At 64.7% G+C, this 19,748-nt stretch carries 20 protein-coding genes; 10 read left to right on the forward strand and 10 right to left on the reverse strand.

Going from position 1 to position 19,748, the window contains the following annotated elements; all coding sequences use genetic code 11:
* Positions 1-195 precede the first annotated feature (195 nt).
* A complete protein-coding gene (locus BM125_RS11725) occupies positions 196-600 on the forward strand; it encodes a VOC family protein (protein ID WP_092408165.1) in 405 nt (134 codons plus the stop codon).
* On the forward strand, positions 600-1,853 hold the full coding sequence (locus BM125_RS11730) for a threonine synthase (protein WP_092408167.1): 1,254 nt from the start codon (positions 600-602) through the stop codon (positions 1,851-1,853). Before BM125_RS11725 ends, BM125_RS11730 begins: the two co-directional genes overlap by 1 nt.
* A gap of 10 nt (positions 1,854-1,863) precedes the next feature.
* On the opposite strand, the gene BM125_RS11735 is transcribed toward BM125_RS11730, so the two are convergent.
* Entirely contained in the window at positions 1,864-2,322 is a 459-nt protein-coding gene (locus tag BM125_RS11735; protein ID WP_092408169.1) for a YaiI/YqxD family protein, read from the reverse strand.
* Between the two features lie 19 nt (positions 2,323-2,341).
* Complete coding sequence (locus BM125_RS11740; protein WP_245778902.1) at positions 2,342-3,259, reverse strand: DMT family transporter; 918 nt, start codon at positions 3,257-3,259, stop codon at positions 2,342-2,344.
* Positions 3,260-3,443: 184 nt separating this feature from the next.
* Between BM125_RS11740 and BM125_RS11745 the strand changes: the two genes are divergently transcribed.
* The 5 genes from BM125_RS11745 to BM125_RS11765 all read left to right on the forward strand — a co-directional run bounded on the left by BM125_RS11745 (position 3,444) and on the right by BM125_RS11765 (position 7,510).
* On the forward strand, positions 3,444-3,833 hold the full coding sequence (locus BM125_RS11745) for an MAPEG family protein (protein WP_092408171.1): 390 nt from the start codon (positions 3,444-3,446) through the stop codon (positions 3,831-3,833).
* Between the two features lie 16 nt (positions 3,834-3,849).
* Complete coding sequence (locus BM125_RS11750; RefSeq protein WP_092408173.1) at positions 3,850-4,647, forward strand: aminotransferase class IV; 798 nt, start codon at positions 3,850-3,852, stop codon at positions 4,645-4,647.
* Positions 4,648-4,798: 151 nt separating this feature from the next.
* A complete protein-coding gene (locus tag BM125_RS11755; protein ID WP_092408175.1) occupies positions 4,799-5,701 on the forward strand; it encodes an acyltransferase in 903 nt (300 codons plus the stop codon).
* 130 nt (positions 5,702-5,831) lie between these two features.
* Positions 5,832-6,554, forward strand: a complete 723-nt coding sequence (locus tag BM125_RS11760) for a YebC/PmpR family DNA-binding transcriptional regulator (protein WP_092408177.1) — start codon at positions 5,832-5,834, stop codon at positions 6,552-6,554.
* A 50-nt stretch (positions 6,555-6,604) separates the two neighbouring features.
* Complete coding sequence (locus tag BM125_RS11765; protein ID WP_092408254.1) at positions 6,605-7,510, forward strand: endonuclease/exonuclease/phosphatase family protein; 906 nt, start codon at positions 6,605-6,607, stop codon at positions 7,508-7,510.
* A 141-nt stretch (positions 7,511-7,651) separates the two neighbouring features.
* Here BM125_RS11765 and BM125_RS11770 read toward each other — a convergent pair whose 3' ends face one another.
* Positions 7,652-8,005 (reverse strand): YajD family HNH nuclease, encoded by a 354-nt coding sequence (locus tag BM125_RS11770; protein ID WP_092408179.1) that lies wholly within the window; start codon positions 8,003-8,005, stop codon positions 7,652-7,654.
* 131 nt (positions 8,006-8,136) lie between these two features.
* A complete protein-coding gene (locus BM125_RS11775; RefSeq protein WP_092408181.1) occupies positions 8,137-8,481 on the reverse strand; it encodes a hypothetical protein in 345 nt (114 codons plus the stop codon).
* A gap of 436 nt (positions 8,482-8,917) precedes the next feature.
* Here BM125_RS11775 and BM125_RS11780 point away from each other — a divergent pair, with 436 nt between their 5' ends.
* Together BM125_RS11780 and BM125_RS11785 are read left to right on the forward strand one after the other, a co-directional pair.
* Positions 8,918-12,298 carry a mechanosensitive ion channel domain-containing protein gene (locus BM125_RS11780; protein WP_092408183.1) on the forward strand — a complete coding sequence of 1,127 codons (3,381 nt, stop codon included), beginning with the start codon at positions 8,918-8,920 and terminating at the stop codon, positions 12,296-12,298.
* Positions 12,299-12,356: 58 nt separating this feature from the next.
* Entirely contained in the window at positions 12,357-12,818 is a 462-nt protein-coding gene (locus BM125_RS11785) for a Rid family detoxifying hydrolase (protein ID WP_092408185.1), read from the forward strand.
* 30 nt (positions 12,819-12,848) lie between these two features.
* On the opposite strand, the gene BM125_RS11790 is transcribed toward BM125_RS11785, so the two are convergent.
* The 4 genes from BM125_RS11790 to BM125_RS11805 all read right to left on the reverse strand — a co-directional run bounded on the left by BM125_RS11790 (position 12,849) and on the right by BM125_RS11805 (position 17,354).
* On the reverse strand, positions 12,849-13,286 hold the full coding sequence (locus BM125_RS11790) for a VOC family protein (protein WP_092408187.1): 438 nt from the start codon (positions 13,284-13,286) through the stop codon (positions 12,849-12,851).
* A 100-nt stretch (positions 13,287-13,386) separates the two neighbouring features.
* Positions 13,387-14,220 (reverse strand): helix-turn-helix domain-containing protein, encoded by an 834-nt coding sequence (locus BM125_RS11795; RefSeq protein ID WP_175498049.1) that lies wholly within the window; start codon positions 14,218-14,220, stop codon positions 13,387-13,389.
* Between the two features lie 118 nt (positions 14,221-14,338).
* On the reverse strand, positions 14,339-15,853 hold the full coding sequence (locus BM125_RS11800) for an esterase/lipase family protein (protein WP_092408191.1): 1,515 nt from the start codon (positions 15,851-15,853) through the stop codon (positions 14,339-14,341).
* Positions 15,854-16,415: 562 nt separating this feature from the next.
* Entirely contained in the window at positions 16,416-17,354 is a 939-nt protein-coding gene (locus BM125_RS11805) for an aldo/keto reductase (RefSeq protein ID WP_092408193.1), read from the reverse strand.
* Positions 17,355-17,518: 164 nt separating this feature from the next.
* Here BM125_RS11805 and rraA point away from each other — a divergent pair, with 164 nt between their 5' ends.
* Positions 17,519-18,004, forward strand: coding sequence for a ribonuclease E activity regulator RraA (gene rraA, locus BM125_RS11810; protein WP_092408195.1), 486 nt, complete (start codon positions 17,519-17,521; stop codon positions 18,002-18,004).
* 274 nt (positions 18,005-18,278) lie between these two features.
* Here the strand turns inward: rraA and BM125_RS11815 are convergent, their stop codons facing one another.
* Both BM125_RS11815 and BM125_RS11820 read right to left on the reverse strand, forming a co-directional pair.
* Positions 18,279-19,067 carry an SDR family oxidoreductase gene (locus BM125_RS11815; RefSeq protein WP_092408197.1) on the reverse strand — a complete coding sequence of 263 codons (789 nt, stop codon included), beginning with the start codon at positions 19,065-19,067 and terminating at the stop codon, positions 18,279-18,281.
* Between the two features lie 342 nt (positions 19,068-19,409).
* Positions 19,410-19,748 carry a hypothetical protein gene (locus tag BM125_RS11820; protein ID WP_092408199.1) on the reverse strand — a complete coding sequence of 113 codons (339 nt, stop codon included), beginning with the start codon at positions 19,746-19,748 and terminating at the stop codon, positions 19,410-19,412.

Raw genomic sequence — 19,748 nt, forward strand, 5'->3', positions numbered from 1 at the left:
TATCCCGCCATGGCAATTCGTAGAAAGCGACGAATAACATGGTTAAAGTCACATTTAGTAGCCAAAGATGGCGAAATATGTCGAAATAATTGGTGGTCAATGCGTGACGGAGCGTGCCATGGGAGCCCTTCGTGCCCGACCGGGCTGTCCGATCGAGTACCCTGCGTCGGGTCCGTGAATCCGCTGGAGCGAGCCATGACCCAACAGTTCCATGCCATGGCCCTCGTCGTGCGTGACTATGACGAGGCGATCGACTGGTACGCGAGGGTGCTCGGCTTCGAGCTGCTCGAGGACACGCCGCGCGAACCGGGCAAGCGCTGGGTCCGGATGGCGCCGACCGGCTCGCATGGCGCCTGCCTGCTGCTGGCGCGCGCGGCCAATGCGGAACAGGCGGCACGTATCGGCAACCAGACCGGCGGCCGCGTCTTCCTGTTCCTGCACACCGACGATTTTGCCCGCGATTACGCGCGCATGCAGGAACACCGGGTGAAGTTCTGCGAAGAGCCCCGCTACGAGGAGTACGGCACGGTGGTCGTCTTCGAGGACCTGTACGGCAATCGCTGGGACCTGATCGAACCGAAGTCCGCGGGAACGCCCTGATGGCCTTCGTGCGTTGCCTGCGGGGCATCGCGTCGGGCGCCGAGTATGCGGCCGACCGGCCGATGAATCTGGATCCGCTGGACGGGCGGCCGGTCGAGATGGTCCTCGACCTCGAGCGACTCGCCGCCGAAAGGCCCGGGCAATCCTGGTACAAGCCCCGGCGCAAGGACATCTGGCGCTTCGGTGCATTGATGGCGCTCGATATCGACGATCCGGTCGATGCCGCGCACATCATCGCGCTCGGCGAAGGGGCGACTCCGCTGCTCGACTACGCCCGCCATCCCGTTGCCCGCAAGGCCGGACTCGCACTTGCGATCAAGGAGGAGGGCAAGGCCCACGCCGGATTCGGCGCCAACCCGACCCAGAGTTTCAAGGACCGCGGCATGGCCATGGTGGTCGCCCAGGCGCGCCGGCTCGGCATCGAAAAGCTTGCGGTGCCGACCCAGGGCAATGCCGGCGATTCGCTGGTCCATTACGCGCTGGCGGCAGGGCTGTCGGTGGTCGTGGCAATGCCCGGCGACACGCCCGCGCCAATCCTCGGCAACGTCGCCGCGGCCGCGCACCGCCACCCGCAACAGGTCCTGCTCGAACTCGCCGGTCCAACCATTCGCGAGGCCGGAGCCCTGCTCAAGGAAAAGTACATCCCACAAGGCTACTTTTCCGTGGCGACGTTCCAGGAACCGGGCTGGCGCATCGAGGGCAAGAAGTCGCTCGGCCTCGAACTGGCCGAACCGGCGCCGGGCTCGATGCGCTGGAGTCTTCCCGATGCGGTCATCTACCCAACCGGCGGCGGTACCGGTGTACTCGGCATGTGGAAAGCCTGGCAGGAACTCGAGGCCCTCGGCCTGATCGATAGCCGCCGTCCGCGCATGATCTGCGTGCAAAGCGATGCGATGCCGCCGCTGGTGCGCGCCTTCGATGCCGGGTTGGCAGACACTACGGCGCAGGTCGGCAAGGGCACCCTGGCCTTCGGCCTCAACGTGCCCGCCGGAGTCGGTCACTTCCGCGTTCTCGAAATCATTCGGGCCAGCGGCGGCGCGGCAGTTGCCGTGGCTGAATCCGACATCGCCGCCGAACTGCATCGGGTCTGGCACGAGACGCACTGGTGGATCAGTCCGGAAGGTGCCGCCTGCCTGGCCGCGCTGCCGGAGTTGCTCGAGCGCGGCTTGCTCCGGCGCGACGAGCGCGTCATCGCCGTCAATACCGGGTCGGCCGAGAAATACCTGCCGGCCCTGCGTCACCTGCTGGACTGAGCGGGCCTGCTCAGGATGTTCCGCTGCGGCGCGCGATCCAGCGGTCGAGCTGATTGGCAAAGGCTTGGCGATCGCGCGCATGCAGGGTCGGCGGGCCGCCCGTATTGACTCCGGCGCCGCGCAGCTCGTCCATGAAGTTGCGCATCGACAGGCGCTGGGCGATCGTGTCGGCGGTATACAGCTCGCCGCGCGGATTCAGCGCGAGGGCCCCCTTTTCGAGGACCAGCGCGGCCAGCGGGATGTCGGCAGTGACGACGAGATCGAGCGGGCCGACGCGGCGGACGATCTCGCTGTCGGCGACATCGATGCCGGCGCCGACCTGGATCGACTGGATGTATCGCGAAGGCGGCGTCCGGATCCACTGGTTGGCGACCAGGGTGACCGGCAGGCGGGCGCGTTCGGCGGCGCGGAAGAGGATTTCCTTGATCACGTTCGGACAGGCATCGGCATCGACCCAGATCCGGGCCATCGCCGGTGCTGGCGCCTGCTCACTCAAGGATGTTCTTGGCCTCCGCCACGGCGAGGATTTCCGGCTGCACGGTCTCGCCCGCACGATTGATCAGCGGATGGATGAAGACGGCGCCGAGGATGATGACCACGCCGAGATAGAACAGCGGCGTCAGTTCGCGCTGTTCGCCGAACAGGACCGCCGCGAGCACAATCGCATAGACCGGTTCGAGGTTGACCGCAAGCTGGGCGCTGAAAGCGGTCATGTGGCGCAGGGCGACCAGCGACAGGGCGAAGGGTAGCAGGGTGCAGGCGATCGAAAGGCAAAGCAGCAGGATCAGGTCGTGGCCACCCGGCACTTCGAATATGGAGCCGGCAAAGGCCGGGAACAGCCACGGCATGACCGGTGCGAGCACGGTCAGGGCCAGCGTGCCAGCGCCGAGTTCGATGCCGGTGACGGTCAGGGCGTCGCCATGCTCTACCAGGCGCTTGTTCAATGATCCGAAGATCGCGACGAGCAGGGCCGACAGCGCACCGACCACGATGCCGAGCCGGAACGAATCGGGCACGCCGCCAACAACCAGGGCGACGCCGGGCAACACCGAGAGGCCGAGCACCAACTCGCGCCGGGAAAAGCGGCGATGGGCAAGCTTGGGTTCGATCAGCGCTGTGAAGGCTGTGGCCAGGGCGATGCAGGTGGCTGCTACCGAGGCGTTCGAAAGCTTGATCGCGCCGTAGAAGGTCAGCCAATGCAGGGCGACCAGCACGCCGATGCCGGCATAGGCCAGGACCAGTTTCAGCGACATTTTGCGCAGACCGCGCCAGGCTCGCGGGATCAGCGTCAGCACGGCAACGACCAGCAGCATGCGCCACCAGACCAGGGGCAGGGCGGGCAATGAGATCAACTTGCCGATAATCGGCGTGAAGCCCCAGAGCAGGACGCAGAAGTGGATCTGCATCTGGGCCTTTGTGGTGGCGGACAGAGTACTCAGGGTGGCGGACTCGGCGTGGATTGGACGGAGGCCTCGCACGGGGCGGGCGGGGCCGGCAAGCATGCCACAGCGACCGTTGCGATTGACCGGCATGGCGTGCGCGGGAGGCCGAATTTCGGCACACTCCGATTCCACGCCTTGGGGGATCGTCATGTCGATAGAACTGCAGATGCTGGCCTGGTCCATCGTGCTCGGTCTCCTCCACATCCTCCTCGGGGCGACCTTGGGAACGATGCAGCGCGGGTTGAAATGGAATGCCAGCGCGCGCGATGGCGTGCCGGAACCGCTGACCGGCGTGGCCGGGCGGCTCGAACGTGCCAATCACAATTTCCGCGAGACCTTCGTGTTCTTTGCCGCCGCAGTGATCGCGGTTTTGCTCGCCGGAAAGAGCGGTTCGCAGACCGCGCTCGGCGCGCAGATCTATTTCTGGGCGCGCCTGGCCTATCTGCCCGTATACGCCGCCGGCATCCCGTTCCTGCGGACCCTGATCTGGGGCGTGTCGATGGCGGGCTTGCTGATGGTGCTGCTGGCCCTGTTCTGATCGAGGCTTCGCGCACATGTCGGCGCAACGCATCGAACTGAACGGAGGCAAGCCGGATCCGCCGGCGCTGGCCTCGTTGGCCCAGGTCAACTACGGTCATTTCACCACCCTGCAGGTGCAGCAGGGCGGCGCGCGCGGCTTTCGCCTGCACCTGCAGCGCCTCGCCAATGCGACGCGCGAGCTGTTCGGCACGGAACTGGATCTCGACCGGGTGCGCGCGCACGTGCGCCACCTGCTCAGTGACCAGCCGGCGACCGTGCGCATCACCGTGTTCTCGCGCCAGCTCGATCGCAGCCGACTCGAAAGCCCGGTCGAGGTCGACATCCTGGTCGCGGTCGGCGCGCCGGCCACCCCGCCGACCACGCCCGTGCGCCTTCGCAGCCGGGTACACGAACGCGTGCTGCCCCGGATCAAGCACGTCGGCACCTTCGATCTCTGGCATCAGCGTCGCCAGGCCCGCCTCGAGGGCTTCGACGACGTGCTGTTCTGCACGCGCGAAGGCGAGGTGTCCGAGGGTTCGACCTGGAACATCGGCTTCTGGGACGGGTCCCGGGTGACCTGGCCGAGTGCGCCGGCCCTGGCCGGTATCACCCGGCAGATTCTTTCGGCCGGGCTGGCCCAGGTCGGCTTCGAATCCGTGACCACGCCGGTGGCGTTGGCCGAGCTCGACCGCTTCCGTGCGGCCTTCATCGTCAATACCGGATTAACCGGTCCGCTGGTTGCCAGCATCGACGCGCACGGTTTCGAAATCGATGCGGACTTGCCGCAACGCTTGCGTTCGGCCTATTTGTCGCAGCCCCTGGAGCCGATCTGATGGCAGCTGCGGAGCCGGACCACTGGGCCGCGCCTGCCGTGCCGGTGGCCCGGTCGCCGCAGGACCTTCGATACTCGCTCATTGGCAGGTGCAAAGCGATGAGCTTCGCTGCTAGTGTGCGAGGCTGCCTTCCGATTCAGTTTCCCACCGCATGACATCGTCGCTGCTGTCGCTGCCGCGGATTGCCTTCAGCGCGACGCTGATCGCCGTCAATACCGTGATTCACGCCACCCCGCTGTTGCTGCTGGCGATGGTCAAGCTGCTGGTGCCGATCACCGGCTTCAGGGATGTCATTTCGCGCCTGCTCGTGCGCATCGCCGAGAGCTGGATCGCGGTCAACAGCTGGCTCATGACGACCCTCGGCCGCGTGCGCATCGAAGTGGAAGGCCTGCAGGGGCTGCAGCGCCGTGGCTGGTACCTGGTGATCTGCAACCACCAGAGCTGGGTCGATATCCCGGTCCTGCAGCAGGTCTTCAACCGACGCATTCCGTTCCTCAAGTTCTTCCTGAAAAGCCAGTTGATCTGGGTGCCGGTCCTCGGCCTGGCCTGGTGGGCGCTCGACTTTCCGTTCATGAAGCGCTACTCGAGGGAACAGCTCGCGCAGCATCCCGAGCTACGCGGCAAGGACATCGAATCGACCCGACGGGCCTGCGAGAAATACCGCAAGCTGCCGGTGTCGGTGATGAACTTCGTCGAAGGCACGCGATTCACCGAGGCCAAGCATGATCGCCAGGGTTCGCCCTTCGTCCACCTGCTGAGTCCACGCGCCGGTGGCATTGCCTTCGTGCTCGACGCGATGGGCGACATGATGAAGGCGGTCGTCGATGTCACCCTGATCTATCCTGCCGGTCGCCCCGGGATCGCCGACCTGCTGGCCGGACGCATTCGCGAGGTCAGGGTCCAGGTCCGGGAAATTCCGATTCCGGCCGACCTGCTCGGCGGCGACTATGAAAACGACCCGGTCTTTCGCGAGCGCTTCCAGGCGTGGCTGAATGCACTGTGGACGGAAAAGGACACGGCCATGAGCCTGGCGGCCCGGCCGGACGAGGCATGAACAGGGCAAATCGACCACGCGGACCGGACAGCCACGGGCCCGGGTCCTGATAGAATAGGCGGCTTGACTGGCGTCTCGCACCCGCGTGCGCAGCCGCCGAACTGACTCCATCAAAGGCGCAGGTATTCCCATGGGCAGAGGCCCCAGCATCGAAGGTCGCAAGAACGCCGAGGACGCGAAACGCGGCAAGATTTTCACCAAGCTGATCCGCGAGATCACCGTGGCGGCGCGCAACGGCGGCGACCCGGCAACCAATGCGCGCCTGCGCATCGGCATCGAGAAGGCCCTTTCGGCCAACATGACCAAGGACACGATCGAACGCGCGATCAAGCGTGGCTCGGGCGCCGATGGCGCCGACGGCATGGAGGAGCTGCGCTACGAGGGCTATGGCCCGGGTGGTGTCGCCCTGATCATCGATGCCATGACCGACAATTCGGTGCGCACCGTGGCCGATGTGCGCCATGCCCTGTCCAAGCATGGCGGCAACCTCGGCACCAGCGGATCGGTGGCCTTCCAGTTTGCCCGGGTCGGCGAACTGGTTTTCGAAACGGCCACGCCCGAGCGCGAGGAGAAGGTGCTCGAGGCCGCGCTTGAAGCAGGAGCCGACGACGTGGTCAGTGAAGACGGTCGCACGACCGTCCTCTGTGCGCCCGAGAGTTTCGAGACGGTCAAGCAGGGTCTGGTCGCGGCCGGATTCGAGCCGCTCAGCGATGCGGTCGTCATGCGACCGGCGAACCGGGTTGCGGTTTCCGGTGAGATCGCCGAAACCCTGGCCGATCTGCTCGACTGGCTCGATGAGCTCGATGATGTGCAGCATGTCTACCATAACGCCGCCTTGCCGGAATCGGCATGATGCAGGTCGGGATGGATTCGTCGCCGACGAGCAAACACGGGAAGCATCCGATGGCGTGTGCATGGAGTTGGGCGGGTCTGTGTCTGCTGGTCCTGCTGGCGGGGTGCGCCCCGCAGTCGACGCGCCAATCCGATCTGGCGCGTTCATTCAAGATCGCGACCTGGAATCTCGAGCACCTGGCTGAAGCCAATGGCCTTGGTTGCCGCCCGCGCAACGACGCCGACTATGCCGGCCTGCGTGACTACGCGACCCGGCTCGGCGCCGATGTGGTGGCGTTCGAGGAAGTCGAAAACCTCGCTGCGGCGCAGCGGGTCTTTGCGCCGGATCGCTATGACATCGTGATGTCGACGCGGCCGGACAGCGGTCGCAACGGTTTCTGCGGGCACGACAGCACGGACGGTCCGCACATTCGCACCCAGAACACCGGTTTCGCCATCCGCAAGGGAATCCGCTACGTGCGCCATCCGGATCTCAGCCAACTGGGGCTGGGAAATCCCGACTTGCGCTGGGGTGTCGATGTCACCTTGACCGGCTCGCGGCCGCTGCGCCTGCTGGCCCTGCATTTGAAGAGCGGCTGTTCGGCCGGCTCCGAACGTGAGCCTTGCCCGGTGCTGTTCGACCAGGTACCGGTGCTGCGGCAGTGGATAGCCGCGCGCCATGACGAGGGCACCGATTTCGTCATGCTCGGCGACTGGAACCGTCGCCTGGCATTGCCCGACGACCTGTTCTGGAAGCAGCTCACCGACGGCTTGCCGCCGGATGCCATGTTGGTCGACGCGGCCAATGGTCGCGGCGCCACCTGCGTCGCGCGCTATCCGGACTTCATCGACCACATCGTCATGAGTCCGGCCGCCGCCGCGCGCCTGGTCAAGGATTCCTTCGAGGAGTTCACCTATGGTGTGCCCGAGGACCAGCATCCTTCGGACCATTGCCCGGTCGCGGTGACGCTCGAGTAGCTTGGAAGCCGGGATTCGAGATTGGTTGGAGCCGGGATTCGGGATTCGAGATTCGTTAGAGCCAAAGCCAAGAGCTGATCCAGGCTGAGGCGCTTCTCAGCTTTTGCGAGTCCCGAATCCCTAATCCCGAATCCCGTACTTTCAGCGCTTGAGCAGATCCTTGAGTCCGGCAAACGGATTGCTCGTTGCCGCGGCCGTGGGCGTTTCCGCACTCGATGCGCTGCCGCCGGTATGGTCGATGTAGCGTGAGTGCTCGTTGTCGTGGCAATAGACGCAGAGCAGCTCCCAGTTGCTGCCATCCGGCGGATTGAAATCGTGATCGTGGTTGCGATGATGCACGGTCAGCTCCTGCAGGTTGGCGCGGGTGAATTCGCGCGCGCAGCGGCCACAGACCCATGGATACATCTTCAACGCGCGTTCGCGGTAGCCTGCATCGCGCTGGGCCGCGTTGCGACGTGCGTCTGCGACGATGCGATCGAGCTTGTTGCTGTCCATCTTCCTCTCCGCGGCCGGAGCGGAATGGTCTCAGGATTGCAGATGCCTGCCTATGGCCGGGAGCCTGGTGGGGAAGGAAGGGCCCCCTGCGGGCCGCCATGAACGGTTGCCGCAGGAGGCCCCGGGCAAACCTATTCCTCGAACTCGATTGGCGAATCGAGATCTTCGCAGAAGTTCTGCTTGCTGGCTTCGCTGACGCTGCCATCGGCAAACTCCGCACGCATCCACTGCACGCATCCTTCGCCATCGGTGCTGTGGTCCCAGATCATGGTGGCGGTCTTGCCCGGCCCGATGCCGCTGCCGACATCAAAATCGCCCCATTCGGACTTGTCCTCGGAAACCTGCAGGTTGACGATCCTGGATTGGGTGTTGTTCGCGACCACGAAATGCCATTCGTCGGCGGCGCTGGCCTGCACGGCCGTGAAACCGAATGCTGCGCAAAGCAGGGAAGTGCGGAAACAGGTGGAGAGGGTCATTGATACCTCGTGGTACAGGGCTGGGGACGCCGTCGCAGGGACGGGCTGGATGGGCCAGGACGCTCGGCGACCGTTCATCAAGGTCACGCGAGATCGCCCGGGCCCGGCGTCTGCGCGAAGCAAGAACGGGGCCAAGCCCCGATTGATGGCTGGCCACGGCATCACTGCGCCGTCCGTCCGAATGCATCACGATGCGGGTGCACCTGCGACAGGTTCTGACAATGGCTGCGCGCTGTTTTCGGCGTGATCAAGGTTTGCGCAAGCAGCAGCGCGCTGTCGTGGATCGCGGGGCGGAATAGGCATCCATGGCTTGCGCGGGGATCGCATGCATGGCCTTGTCGAGGGCCAGCGCCCATAATCGGTGGTGGCCCTTCGACCTGCGAGGCGTTCATTGGGATCAGTCGCTGCAACGGTGCTCCGCTGGCGGGCGCTTGGCATGTGCACCGCCCTGCTGTTGGGGCTTCCGTCAGTCCATGCACAGGTTCCCGAGGGGGCCGCAACCGCCAATGGCCTCGATGCGGATTCGATACGTGCCCGCATCGACACCTTGCAGACGCGGACCGACATCGTCGCTGGCGACAAGCAATTGACCCTCGAAAACCTGCAGACCGCGCTGGCTCGCCTCGAGAGTGCGCAGGCGGCCCGCAAGCTGGCTGGCGAATACGCCGAAGCGCTCAAGCAGGCACCGGAAAAAATCGCTGAACTGCAGTCCGAACTGGCCAGGCCGCAGGAATCCGGACCTCGCGCGCAGGCGAACGATACCGATCCGGCTACCGCACCGCTGCGCATGGCCGCGCTGCAGATCAAGGCAGTGTCCTTGCGCACGCAACGTCGTGCGCTCGACGAGTCCCTGCGGTCGATGGCCTCGCGCGAGCTCGAGGCGCGCCAGGAGCTGTCCGAGCTTCGCGCGCAACTCGAAAAGCGATCTGATCCGCTACCAGTCGACGCCTCGCAATTGCTGGTCGATTCGAACCAGATCAAGGACGATGCCGTGCGCCAGGACTTCTCGGCACGCATCGAGAAGACCGAACAGGAAATCCTCAGCCTGCCGACGCGCGAGTCGATCGCCTCGGCGCAGCAACGTCTGCTCGGACGTGAGCTCGACATCGTCATGGCCGACATGTCCGAGCTCGGCCGGCGCATGGATGCGCGTGAACAGGAGGAGGTGCACAGCAAACTCGAGCGCGCCGACGCCGTGGTTCGCGAGATGGCCGGCAAGCCCGAGGCGGTCATGGCACTGGCCAACGAAAATCGGGCGCTGCGCCAGTCGATGTTCGAGATTGCAAACGAGCTGCGCAAGCTGTGGTCGACCAAGGATCGGCTCTATGGGCAACTCGAGGAAGTCGCGACCTCACGCAAGAGCGCCGATCAGATCCTCGCCTTCGGACGGATCGACGAGGAATGCGGCCGCCTGCTGCGTGAGGTGGCCAAGAAGCTGCCGGGACAGGCGTCGCTGGAGCGTCGCATCGCCGAGCGCAGGAGTGCGATCATCGATGCGCGCGTGGATCGCTTTCGCAGCGAGCAGCAACTGGCCCAGGCCGGTACCGGCGCGGAGGCGGTCAGTCGATTCCTGGCCACCCATGACCTGGCCGAGTCGCCCGAGGTCATTGCCGCCACCCGGGCGCTGCTCGGGCAGCGACGCGACGCATTGACCGATCTGCGCGCGATCCAGGGACGACAGGTCGAGGCACTCGACGAACTGAACCAGCTCGAGACGGAGCTGCAGCAGCGCAGCAACCAGCTGCGTTCGATGCTCGACCAGCGTCTGTTGTGGTTGCCGAGTTCGACACCGATTGGCAAGGCCTGGGCACAACAGGTCGTGGCCGGCTTCGGCAAGCTCGTGGCCGCCGGCAATCTCGCCACGCTGTGGCCGGCACTGCGCGAGTCGTGGTCGAGCCGGCCGGTCAGGCCGATCATGCTGGGCATGGGGGTGTTGGTCCTGCTGTTCCTGCGCAGGCGCCTGCTCGATCGTCTGGCATGGCTGGCGCAGCCGGTTGGAACCCGATCGGACCGCTTCGGCCTGACCCTCGGCACGCTCCTGGTCACGATCCTGCTGGCCATTCCGGTTCCGCTCGCCTTCGCCAGTGCCGGCCTGCTGTTCGTCCAGCCGTTCAATCCCAACTCGTTTGCCAGCGCGGTGGGTTCCGGGCTGATCAATATCGGTATCGTGCTGTTCATTCTCGGCCTGTTTCGCAACATGTGCCGGAAACACGGGCTCTTCATCGCCCACTTCCGCTGGGATGCCCGTGCGGTGCGACGCCTCGGCAAGGCCTTGTGGGTGGTGAGCCTGGCGCTCGTGCCCGCGGTCGGGCTGAGCGGCGTGGCACACACCAGTGGCGATCCGGTCCTCAACGACGGACTCGGGCGCCTCGGCGTCCTGATCATTTCGCTGGCCCTGGCGGTCTTCACCCATCGCGTGTTCCGGCCCAGCGGTGGCGCCATGACGACCAGCCTCGACCGCAACAGTCTGCTCTGGCGGACCCGGCATTTCTGGTACTGGGCCCTGGTCGCGACGCCCTTGATCCTGGCCGGCATCGCCATGGCCGGCTATTCGGTCAGTGCCGGCGAACTGCAGGCCCGCATGATCACCTCGGGCTGGGTGTTGCTGGCCATCGTCATCGCGTTCCAGATCGCCATGCGCGGAGTCGTCGTGGCGGGCCGCCAGGCGGCCTACCGGCAGGCCGAATCGCGCCGGATCAAGCAGCGGGAAGAAGCGCTGGCCGATGCCGCCGCGGACACCGGCGGTGAAGGTGCGCCGGTACTGCCGGATGATCCTGACATCGATGTGGTCACGGTCAGCCAGCAGACACGTGGACTGTTGCGCGCAGCCGGCATCGTGCTGCTCGTGTTGTTGCTGTGGGGAATCTGGAGCGGCCTGATTCCAGCCCTCGGCATCTTCAACGACATCGTGCTCTGGTCGAGCGTGACCACGACCGCATCGGGCCAGGTGGTCGGCGCGATCACCCTGGGACATGTGCTGCTGAGCGTGGTCCTGCTCGGGCTCACCTTCTTCGCCGCGCGCAACCTGCCCGGTTTCCTCGAGGTGGTCGTGCTGCACCGCTTCGATATCGATGCCGGCACGCGCTATGCCTACGTCACGATCACGCGCTACGGCATTCTCGCGATCGGCCTCGTGTTCGCCTTCAGTCATATCGGCGCGGACTGGTCCAAGCTGCAGTGGATCATCGCCGCGCTCGGTGTCGGACTCGGTTTCGGCCTGCAGGAAATCGTCGCCAACTTCGTATCGGGTATCATCATCCTGTTCGAACGACCGGTCCGCGTCGGCGACCTGATCACTATTGGCGACACGGTCGGCACGGTCTCCAGGATAAAGATCCGCGCGATCACGATCACCGATCCGGACAACTTCGAAGTACTCGTCCCGAACAAGGCGTTCATCACCGGCACGGTCAAGAACTGGTCGCTGACCAGCCAGATCACCCGGCTCGTGATCAAGGTCGGGGTCGCCTACGGCAGCGACGTCGCCCGTGCCCAGCAGCTGATGCTCGATGTCGCCGAGGCCAATGAACAGGTCGTGGAGTCGCCAGCGCCGGTCGTGCTGTTCCTCGGCTTCGGCGACAGTGCGCTGGATCTCGAGCTGCGCGTGTTCGTCGGCCGCATCGAGCATCGTCTGTCGACCGTGAACAATCTGCATCTGGCCATCGACAAGGCCTTCAGGGAGGCCGGCATCGAGATTCCGTTTCCGCAACGCGATGTGCACCTGCACGGGCTTTCCGCAATCGGGAAGGGCACTGCCGCAGCGACGGATCCTGAAGAATCGGCTACGGTGTCAGATTCAGGAAGGGCGAAAGAATGAGTCCGCTACGCGCTCGCCGCACGCGGCTCGCCGTTTTCAATCCAGCCAGGAGAATCGCATGAATCCTCTGCTTCGAAATGTCCTGATCAGCGCCGCGTTGTGTCTGCCTTTGCTGGCCCAGGCCGCTGGCAAGCCCAAGGTCGAATTCATCAATTCCGACCAGGCCAAGGCGGCGGGCTATCCGTTTTCGCAGGCGGTGCAGGTCGACCACACGCTGTACCTGTCCGGCCAGATCGGCATCGATCCGGCCACCGGCAAGCTCGCCGCGGGTGGTGTGGGACCCGAGGCGCGCCAGGCCATGCAGAACATCAAGGACCTGCTCGCCGAGCATGGCCATTCGATGGCCGATATCGTCAAGTGCACGGTGATGCTGGCCGACATCAAGGAGTGGCCGGCCTTCAACGAGGTCTATCGCGGCTTCTTCGACGGGCGCTTTCCGGCGCGCAGCGCCTTTGCCGGCAGCGGGCTGGCCTTGGGCGCCCGCGTCGAAGTCGAATGCATCGCCGTGGTCGGCGACTAGCCTGGTGCGCGTGGCTTCGACGGTGGCTGCTCAGCCCGCTGTTTCCTTCCACGGATCGTAGCTGCCGAACCACCACAGGTGGCCTTCGGGGTCGCGGCAACTGTAGCCGCGGCCGCCGTAGTCGTTGTCCTTGAGCGGGTCGATGATCGTTGCCCCGGCGGCGACAGCCATTGCGTGGTGCGCGTCCGGGTCGCTGACGATGACACAGGGGCACTGCGTTTCGCGTCCGCCGATCTGGTCGGGCTGGGCCATGCGCCGGCCCCATTCGCTGTCGTTGGCCGTGCTGAGCATGATCATGCCGTTGCCGAAGGTGAGCTGGGCATGGGCGATGCCGCCGGTATCATCCGCATAGACGCCGTGCTTTTCGAAGCCGAAGGCCTTGCACAGCCATTCGATGGCGGCCGGCGCGTCGCGATAGCGCAGGGCAGGGATGATGGTGCAGACGGTGTTCATGGCGTGAGCGGGCATGGCAATCTCCTGGCAGTGGCGAGTATCGGAAAATCCGGGAGCCCTCAGTATCCACGAGCCGCATTTCGGCGGATTGTAGATTTCGGCAACGCGGGTGCGCTTAGATGGACGGCAGGACCGTGTCGATCGGAACATGCCGCGGGTACGCCCCCACGGTCGATAGCCAGGTACCGGGCGCGATACCCGAAAATTCGCGAAACTCATGGACGAGATGGGATTGATCGTGGAATCCACAGTCGGCCGCGACTGCGCTCCAGTTGATGTCTCCTCGCGCATGCGTCGAGGCGATCACCTCGGCGAAACGCTGCAGGCGCAGAAAGCGCTTCGGACTCACTCCGACATTTTCACGGAACAGCGAACTGAGGCGGCGAACGGATACCCCGGTGTAGCTGGCCAGCGCTGAAACGCTGTGCATGCGCGGGACCTGCTGCAGCCCAGTGAGGGCATGCGTGACCAGGCCCGGCAGCGCCGCTTCCTCAAATCGGTCGAGCAGCCATTCCTGCAACAGGGCGATGCGGCCTTGCGCGGAACCGGACTCCAGCATGCGCTCGCGCAGGCGACGGGGTGCCGTTGCGCCGAGGTCGTCGAGATCCGTGTCGACGTCGCGCAGACGGTCGAGCGGATCGCGGAAAAAGGCGCGTGCGCCGCCGGGATGGAACTCGACACCGGCAACATCGCATTGCTCGGCCGTATCGATGATGAAATGACGGGTGCCAGGACCCACCAATACCGAGCCGGACCGACGCTGGCAGCGCCAGGCTCCATCATGGCGATAGCTGCGTGTCTCATCCTCGGCCAGATTGATGATCAGGGAAGCGCCCGCCTTCGGCAGGATGCGTTCGAGACCGAACGGCAGGGTCTCCAGCGAACAATCCCAGATCATGGCCACATGTGCGGCCAGGCGACCTGTCGGCTGGATGGCGGTGAATGCCATGGTCATCCCTCCGGAGTTTCGATCATGTCGGCGTGATCCTGGCAGGCCGGCCAGTACCCGCATCGCGCGAAAGCCGATCAGTCACGGTGGCTTCCTGTGGACGCGCAGCAGCAACGGATCAAAGCGCACCTCCGAGTTCGGCATCCTTGAAACTGCGCGGACTCAACTGCTGGGTCATGCGGTAGACGCCTTCGCGGACGATCCGGTTCATCCGGATATCGATGATCGTCGTTTCGTTCGGCGCGATCAGCGGCAGCAGGTTGGCGACATCGGCTTCGAGTTCCGCCGTCCAGTATTCGACATAGTGATCGCCATCGCGCGGCACGATGCGCAAGCCGTAGGGCGGCCTTGGCACCAGCGCCTTTCGTGCGATCTCGCCGGGCTTTGGGCCAGGAATCGCCGCGCAGCCGGTCAGGGTCGCGTGGTTGAGGAAGAAGCTGAGATTGCCCGAGCGCTTGTTGAACTGGCGATCGGCCAGGAAGTTTTCGGGCAACTGGTTGGGATCGTGGTTCGGCCCGGCGGTCAGCAGCACCTTGACATCGGGCGCTCCGATGCCGCGTGAATCGAGCAGGCGAAAGATCACCATCGCGTGAGGGTCGTGGATGTATTCGCGATCCGGCAGCACCGGCACGTGTTCGACTTCGAGCCGGTTGGCGACGTCCTGATGGGCGCTGTTCTCGCTGTCGAACTCGGTGCACAGCCTTGCGTAGCCCGCAGCGTCCGCAGTCCCAAGGCAGCGCAGGATCGCATCGACCGTCGCGTCCGTGGCCTCGTCGTTGCGCACGCCGCGCATGATGCCCATGGCTTCGCCCGAATGGGCCTTGCCCGGCACGATCTTGAAGGCGGTCCGCGCCGAGCGTTTCGATGACACCTTTGTCAGCGAACGCAGGCGCTTGCGCGCCGAGGGCAGCGCTTCGCCCTCGATCAGCGCGGGCTGTTCGAGCACGATATGCGTGGCGTTGAGGTTGGCCGCGGCGAGCCGGACCACGCCATCGGAACCGATTTCGCCGGTGTACGGGTTGACGAAGTCGTAAAGCTTGCGGTCGATCGCATCCCCGCTCAGCACGAACTGGAACAGTGGCGTCGTCGACTCGAGCAGTTTCAGGCGCGGATAGTCGTCGATCCACCTCAGGTTGAGTTCGCAGGATTCCGGACTACCGAGTTCGAGCCAGTCGAGCACGCCCTGGCCGGGCTCGACGCCATTGAACCAGCTCTTGATCGCAGCCAGGCGCGACTTGCCGAGCTGGGCCAGGGCCGAACCGAAATTGGCCGGAGCCAGCATGATCAGGTGGCTCATCGGACACTCGGCCAGGCGCTTGGTCTGCACATAGGTCCGATCGAACCAATCGCGGATCACCGGGCCGCCGGTCGAATGCGTGATGCAGACGAAGCGCCGCCCGGCGCCGGCCGCGGCGAGCACCTTGTCCAGGGCCGCCTCGAAGCCGCGTGAAATATCCGGCAACCGCACTTCATCGCGAAAGCTGATGTACTGGCCAAGATACAGATGCTGGACATCGAGCTTGGGTCCGCCGTTGCGCGCGGCCTCGGCCTTCAGGCGCGCCGGCAACCCGCCATAGGTGTCGGTATTGGTGACGCTCCAGCCATGCACGAAAAGCACGAGCAATGCCGCCATGATCGGACTCCTTGTCGATTTGCCGTCGATCGGTAATCAGCGCCGCAAAACGCAACTGTCTCCATCAGCGTGCGAGGGACACCATGCCGCGACATCGTCGCTCTTCCTGCTGTCGCAGGCGGGAAAGTATTCCCGATGGCAGCATCTCCGTCTTCTTTCTTCTCCCGCTGGCGAGAGACCATCACTCTCTTTCCTTCTCCCGCTGGCGGGAGAAGGTCCCGAAGGGGGATGAGGGTGGGCTTCTGATTCCGTCGCCCGTGACGATCCCGCTCCGCCCAACCACCCTCACCAGCCTGTCGGCAGCCTCTCCCGCCCGCGGGAGAGGCATTCCACATCGCAGCCTCGCCGCGAGTCCCCCCCGCCTTTCGCGCCAGACCAACACTTCTTCTCCTTCTCCCGCTGGCGGCAGACCAAACGGCAGGACTGCCGTTTTGCGCAGCGTATGCTGCCCGGAGGGCGAGCACCCTGGAAGGTGCGAGTTCAGGTGCCCGCAGGGCGGATGAGCTGGGTACTCCAAACCTGTACAACACTGCATTCCACCTTGCGCATCAACGATCACCCATCAGCCATTTTCTATCGCAGCAATCAGCGAAGCGCGCTGCGACGCATCGAGCATTGTGGCAACGCCGGCCTTGAGGTTGTCCGACTCGCGATCCGGCTTGCCGGTCGCCGGAATGACCGCGGTCACTGCCGGGTCACTGAGGGCGAAGCGCAGGAACAACTGCGCCCACGAAGTCGCACCCACGTCGGCGGCCCAGCCCGGTAGCTCCTTGCCCTTGACCCGTGCAAACAGATTGCCGTCATCGAAATTGCGATTGGCCAGCACGGCGACGCCGAGATCGCGGGCCATCGGGAAGACGCGCTTTTCGGCATCCCGGTGCGTCACCGAATAGTTGATCTGCAGGAAGTCCGGCTTCGACTCGGCGACCGCATTGGCAAGTTCGTCCTGCGCGCGATCGAGATAGTGGGTCAGGCCAACATAGCGCACCTTGCCCTCGGCCTTGAGTTCGCGGGCCAGGGCCAGCTGGGTCTTCCAGTCGCCGAGGTTGTGCACCTGGAGCAAGTCGACATGATCGGTCTGCAGGCGCTTGAGCGAGGCCTCGAACTGGGCAAGTCCGGCGTCGCGCCCGACCACGCCAGACAGCTTGGTCGCAAGAAACGCCTTGTCGCGCATCTTCAGTTCGGCCAGCAGGTCACCGATGACGACTTCTGCCGTGCTGTAGGAAGGCGAGGTGTCGATGAGCGATGCGCCGGCAGCGAAAAACCGCCGCAACACCTCGCGCCGCGGATCACGCTCTTCCGCACCGGTACCGATTTCGAAGCTGCCTGAAGTACCCAGGCCAATGACCGGCACGCGCTCGCCGCTCGAAGGAATCGCCCGGGTCGCAGTGAACTCTTTCATGGCAGGTGCGGGAGTGGTCGCCACGCCGAGTGAAGGGTCGATCATGCCGGCCGCAGCGGCGGCGATGGCTGTACCGAGGAACTGGCGTCGATTGAGCATGTCGTCACCATTCAAAGGGCAGGGGACTCATAATGTGCCTGTCCGAACGCTGCAGGCAAGCCGTCGCGCCGCAGCAGCGCACACAAGTCGTTCAGGAATGTTGAAGACCTGGCAGCGCCCTGGCCGAATCCCAATCATTCCGTCAGACCCAATGGAGCACCTGAATGAGCATGACCACCCCGGACCTTTGCGATGCCTTTCCCGACCGCGTGCGCGTCGCCGATCCGATCTTCCGCTGCTACGGCGGCCGCAACTTCTTCGGTGGCCAGATCGTCACGGTCAAGTGCTTCGAAGACAATTCGAAGGTCAAGGAGCTCGTCGGCGCGCCGGGCAAGGGCAAGGTGCTGATCGTCGATGGAGGCGGGTCACTGCGCCGCGCCCTGCTCGGCGACCAACTCGCCAGCCAGGCAGTCGCCAACGGCTGGGAAGGCATCCTGATCAACGGCTGTCTGCGCGACGTGCAGATCCTCGCGAGCCTCGATATCGGCGTGCAGGCCCTCGCCAGCCATCCGATGAAGACTGAAAAACGCGGCCTCGGCGATGTCGACCTGCCGGTCACATTCGCCGGCGTCACCTTCCTGCCGGGCGAATGGCTCTATGCCGATACCAACGGCATCATCGTATCGCCCTCTGCGCTTGATCGGACCTGAGTCAGGTTAAAACGCTGCGACTGCGCCGCGCCAGAACCGGAAGAGCGGAATTCAGAGTGGCGAGATTCGCCTGAGTTGACGGGTGCTCGGGCCCGCTCAATTCCTCAGCCACTGAAAAGGCGGAAGAGAGCTGTCCAATTTCGGGCAACTCCGGAGAGCTGCCAATTGGAACACCGCAGTTCCGCTTGCAAATGCACCAGCAGGTGAATCTCAACGCAGGGATCGCCTGCAAGTTCAATGCGAAGCATTGCAGTGTGCTTCGAGCCCTCGACCATCAAAGCGACAGCGTGCGTCCACCATCGACCGGTACATTGATGCCATTGACGTATCCTGCAACCGGTGAGGCGAGGAAGGCGATGACGCCGGCGATTTCGCTGGCCTCGGCGAAGCGGCGCAGGGGTACGGTGGCGAGCATGCCTTCGGCGATCTTTTCCTCGGTATTGCCGGTGGCCCTGGCGCGATCGGCCAGGATCTGGTCGAGGCGCTGGGTCCGGGTATAGCCGGGCAGAACGTTGTTGACAGTGATGCCGGAGGGGCCGAGTTCGGTGGCCAGGGTTTTCGACCAGCTCGCCATGGCGCCGCGAATCGTATTGGAGACGCCGAGGTTGCGGATCGGCTCCTTCACCGACGTCGAGATCACATTGACGATGCGGCCGTAGCCGCTGCCCTGCATGCCGGGCAGGATCGCCTGCAGGATGATCTGGGCGGCCATCAGGTGCTGGTTGAAGGCGATACGGAAGTCATCGAGCGAAGCCGTGTGGGCCGAACCGCCGGGCGGACCTCCGGTGTTGTTGACGAGGATGTTGACGGCGCCGTTGTTGGCGAGCGCTTCGACCTGGGCGCGAAGCGCCGAGTGATCGTTCATGTCGGTGGCGACATAGCCGTGCTTTTGCGCACTGTGGATGCGCGGCAATTCGGCGAGGACTTTTTCGAGGGCGTCGGCGGAGCGGGCGAGCAGGGTGACGTCGGCGCCGAGCGCGGCGAGTTCATGCGCGGTGGCGCGGCCGATGCCCTGGGAGGCGCCGCAGACGAGGGCGTGTTTTCCGGTGAGGTCGAGATTCATTGTTGGTGCCTCGTTCTTGTGGATGGCGGGAGCGCCAAAAGCCTTCCCTCATCCCCCTTCGGGACCTTCTCCCGCCAGCGGGAGAAGGAAAGAATTTGCGTTCGGAATTCGGAAGGGTGAATAGTGCCATTCCGAACGGTGCGTGTCGTGAAAACCCTCTCCCTCCGGGAGAGGGCAGGGTGAGGGTTCGGGGAAGCCGTCTGGCTCGAGGCTTCGATGAACCCTCATCCGGCGCTTCGCGCCGCCTTCTCCCGGAGGAGACGGGCAGGGGATTGCGTTCTGAGGCTTCGATGGACCCTCATCCGCCCTCCGGGCACCTTCTCCCGATGGGAGAAGGGATCATCACTGGATGCGGGCGAGCTTCTGCACCATCAGCGAGAGCAACTCTTCTTCGTCTTCGGCGCGCGGGGGTTCGACCGATTCGAGGTCGAAGCCCATCATCGCGGCGTCTTCTTCGTCGAGGCCGTCGAAGGCGCGGAACTCGGCATCGAGCAGGGCCATGCGGGCGTGTTGCTCGTCGTCGTAGCGCGGGCGTTCGCCACTCGAGTCGAAGATTTCGGCGATGCCGGAATCGAGGACGGTCAGGCGTGCCCAGACCAGGGTGTCGCCGATGATGGTGACCCACCATTCATGCTGCCGGGCTTCGTCGATATCGGGTTCGTCGTGATCGTGGGTCGTCAT

It is taken from the genome of Dokdonella immobilis (genome assembly GCF_900115085.1).
Lineage (GTDB): Bacteria > Pseudomonadota > Gammaproteobacteria > Xanthomonadales > Rhodanobacteraceae > Dokdonella > Dokdonella immobilis.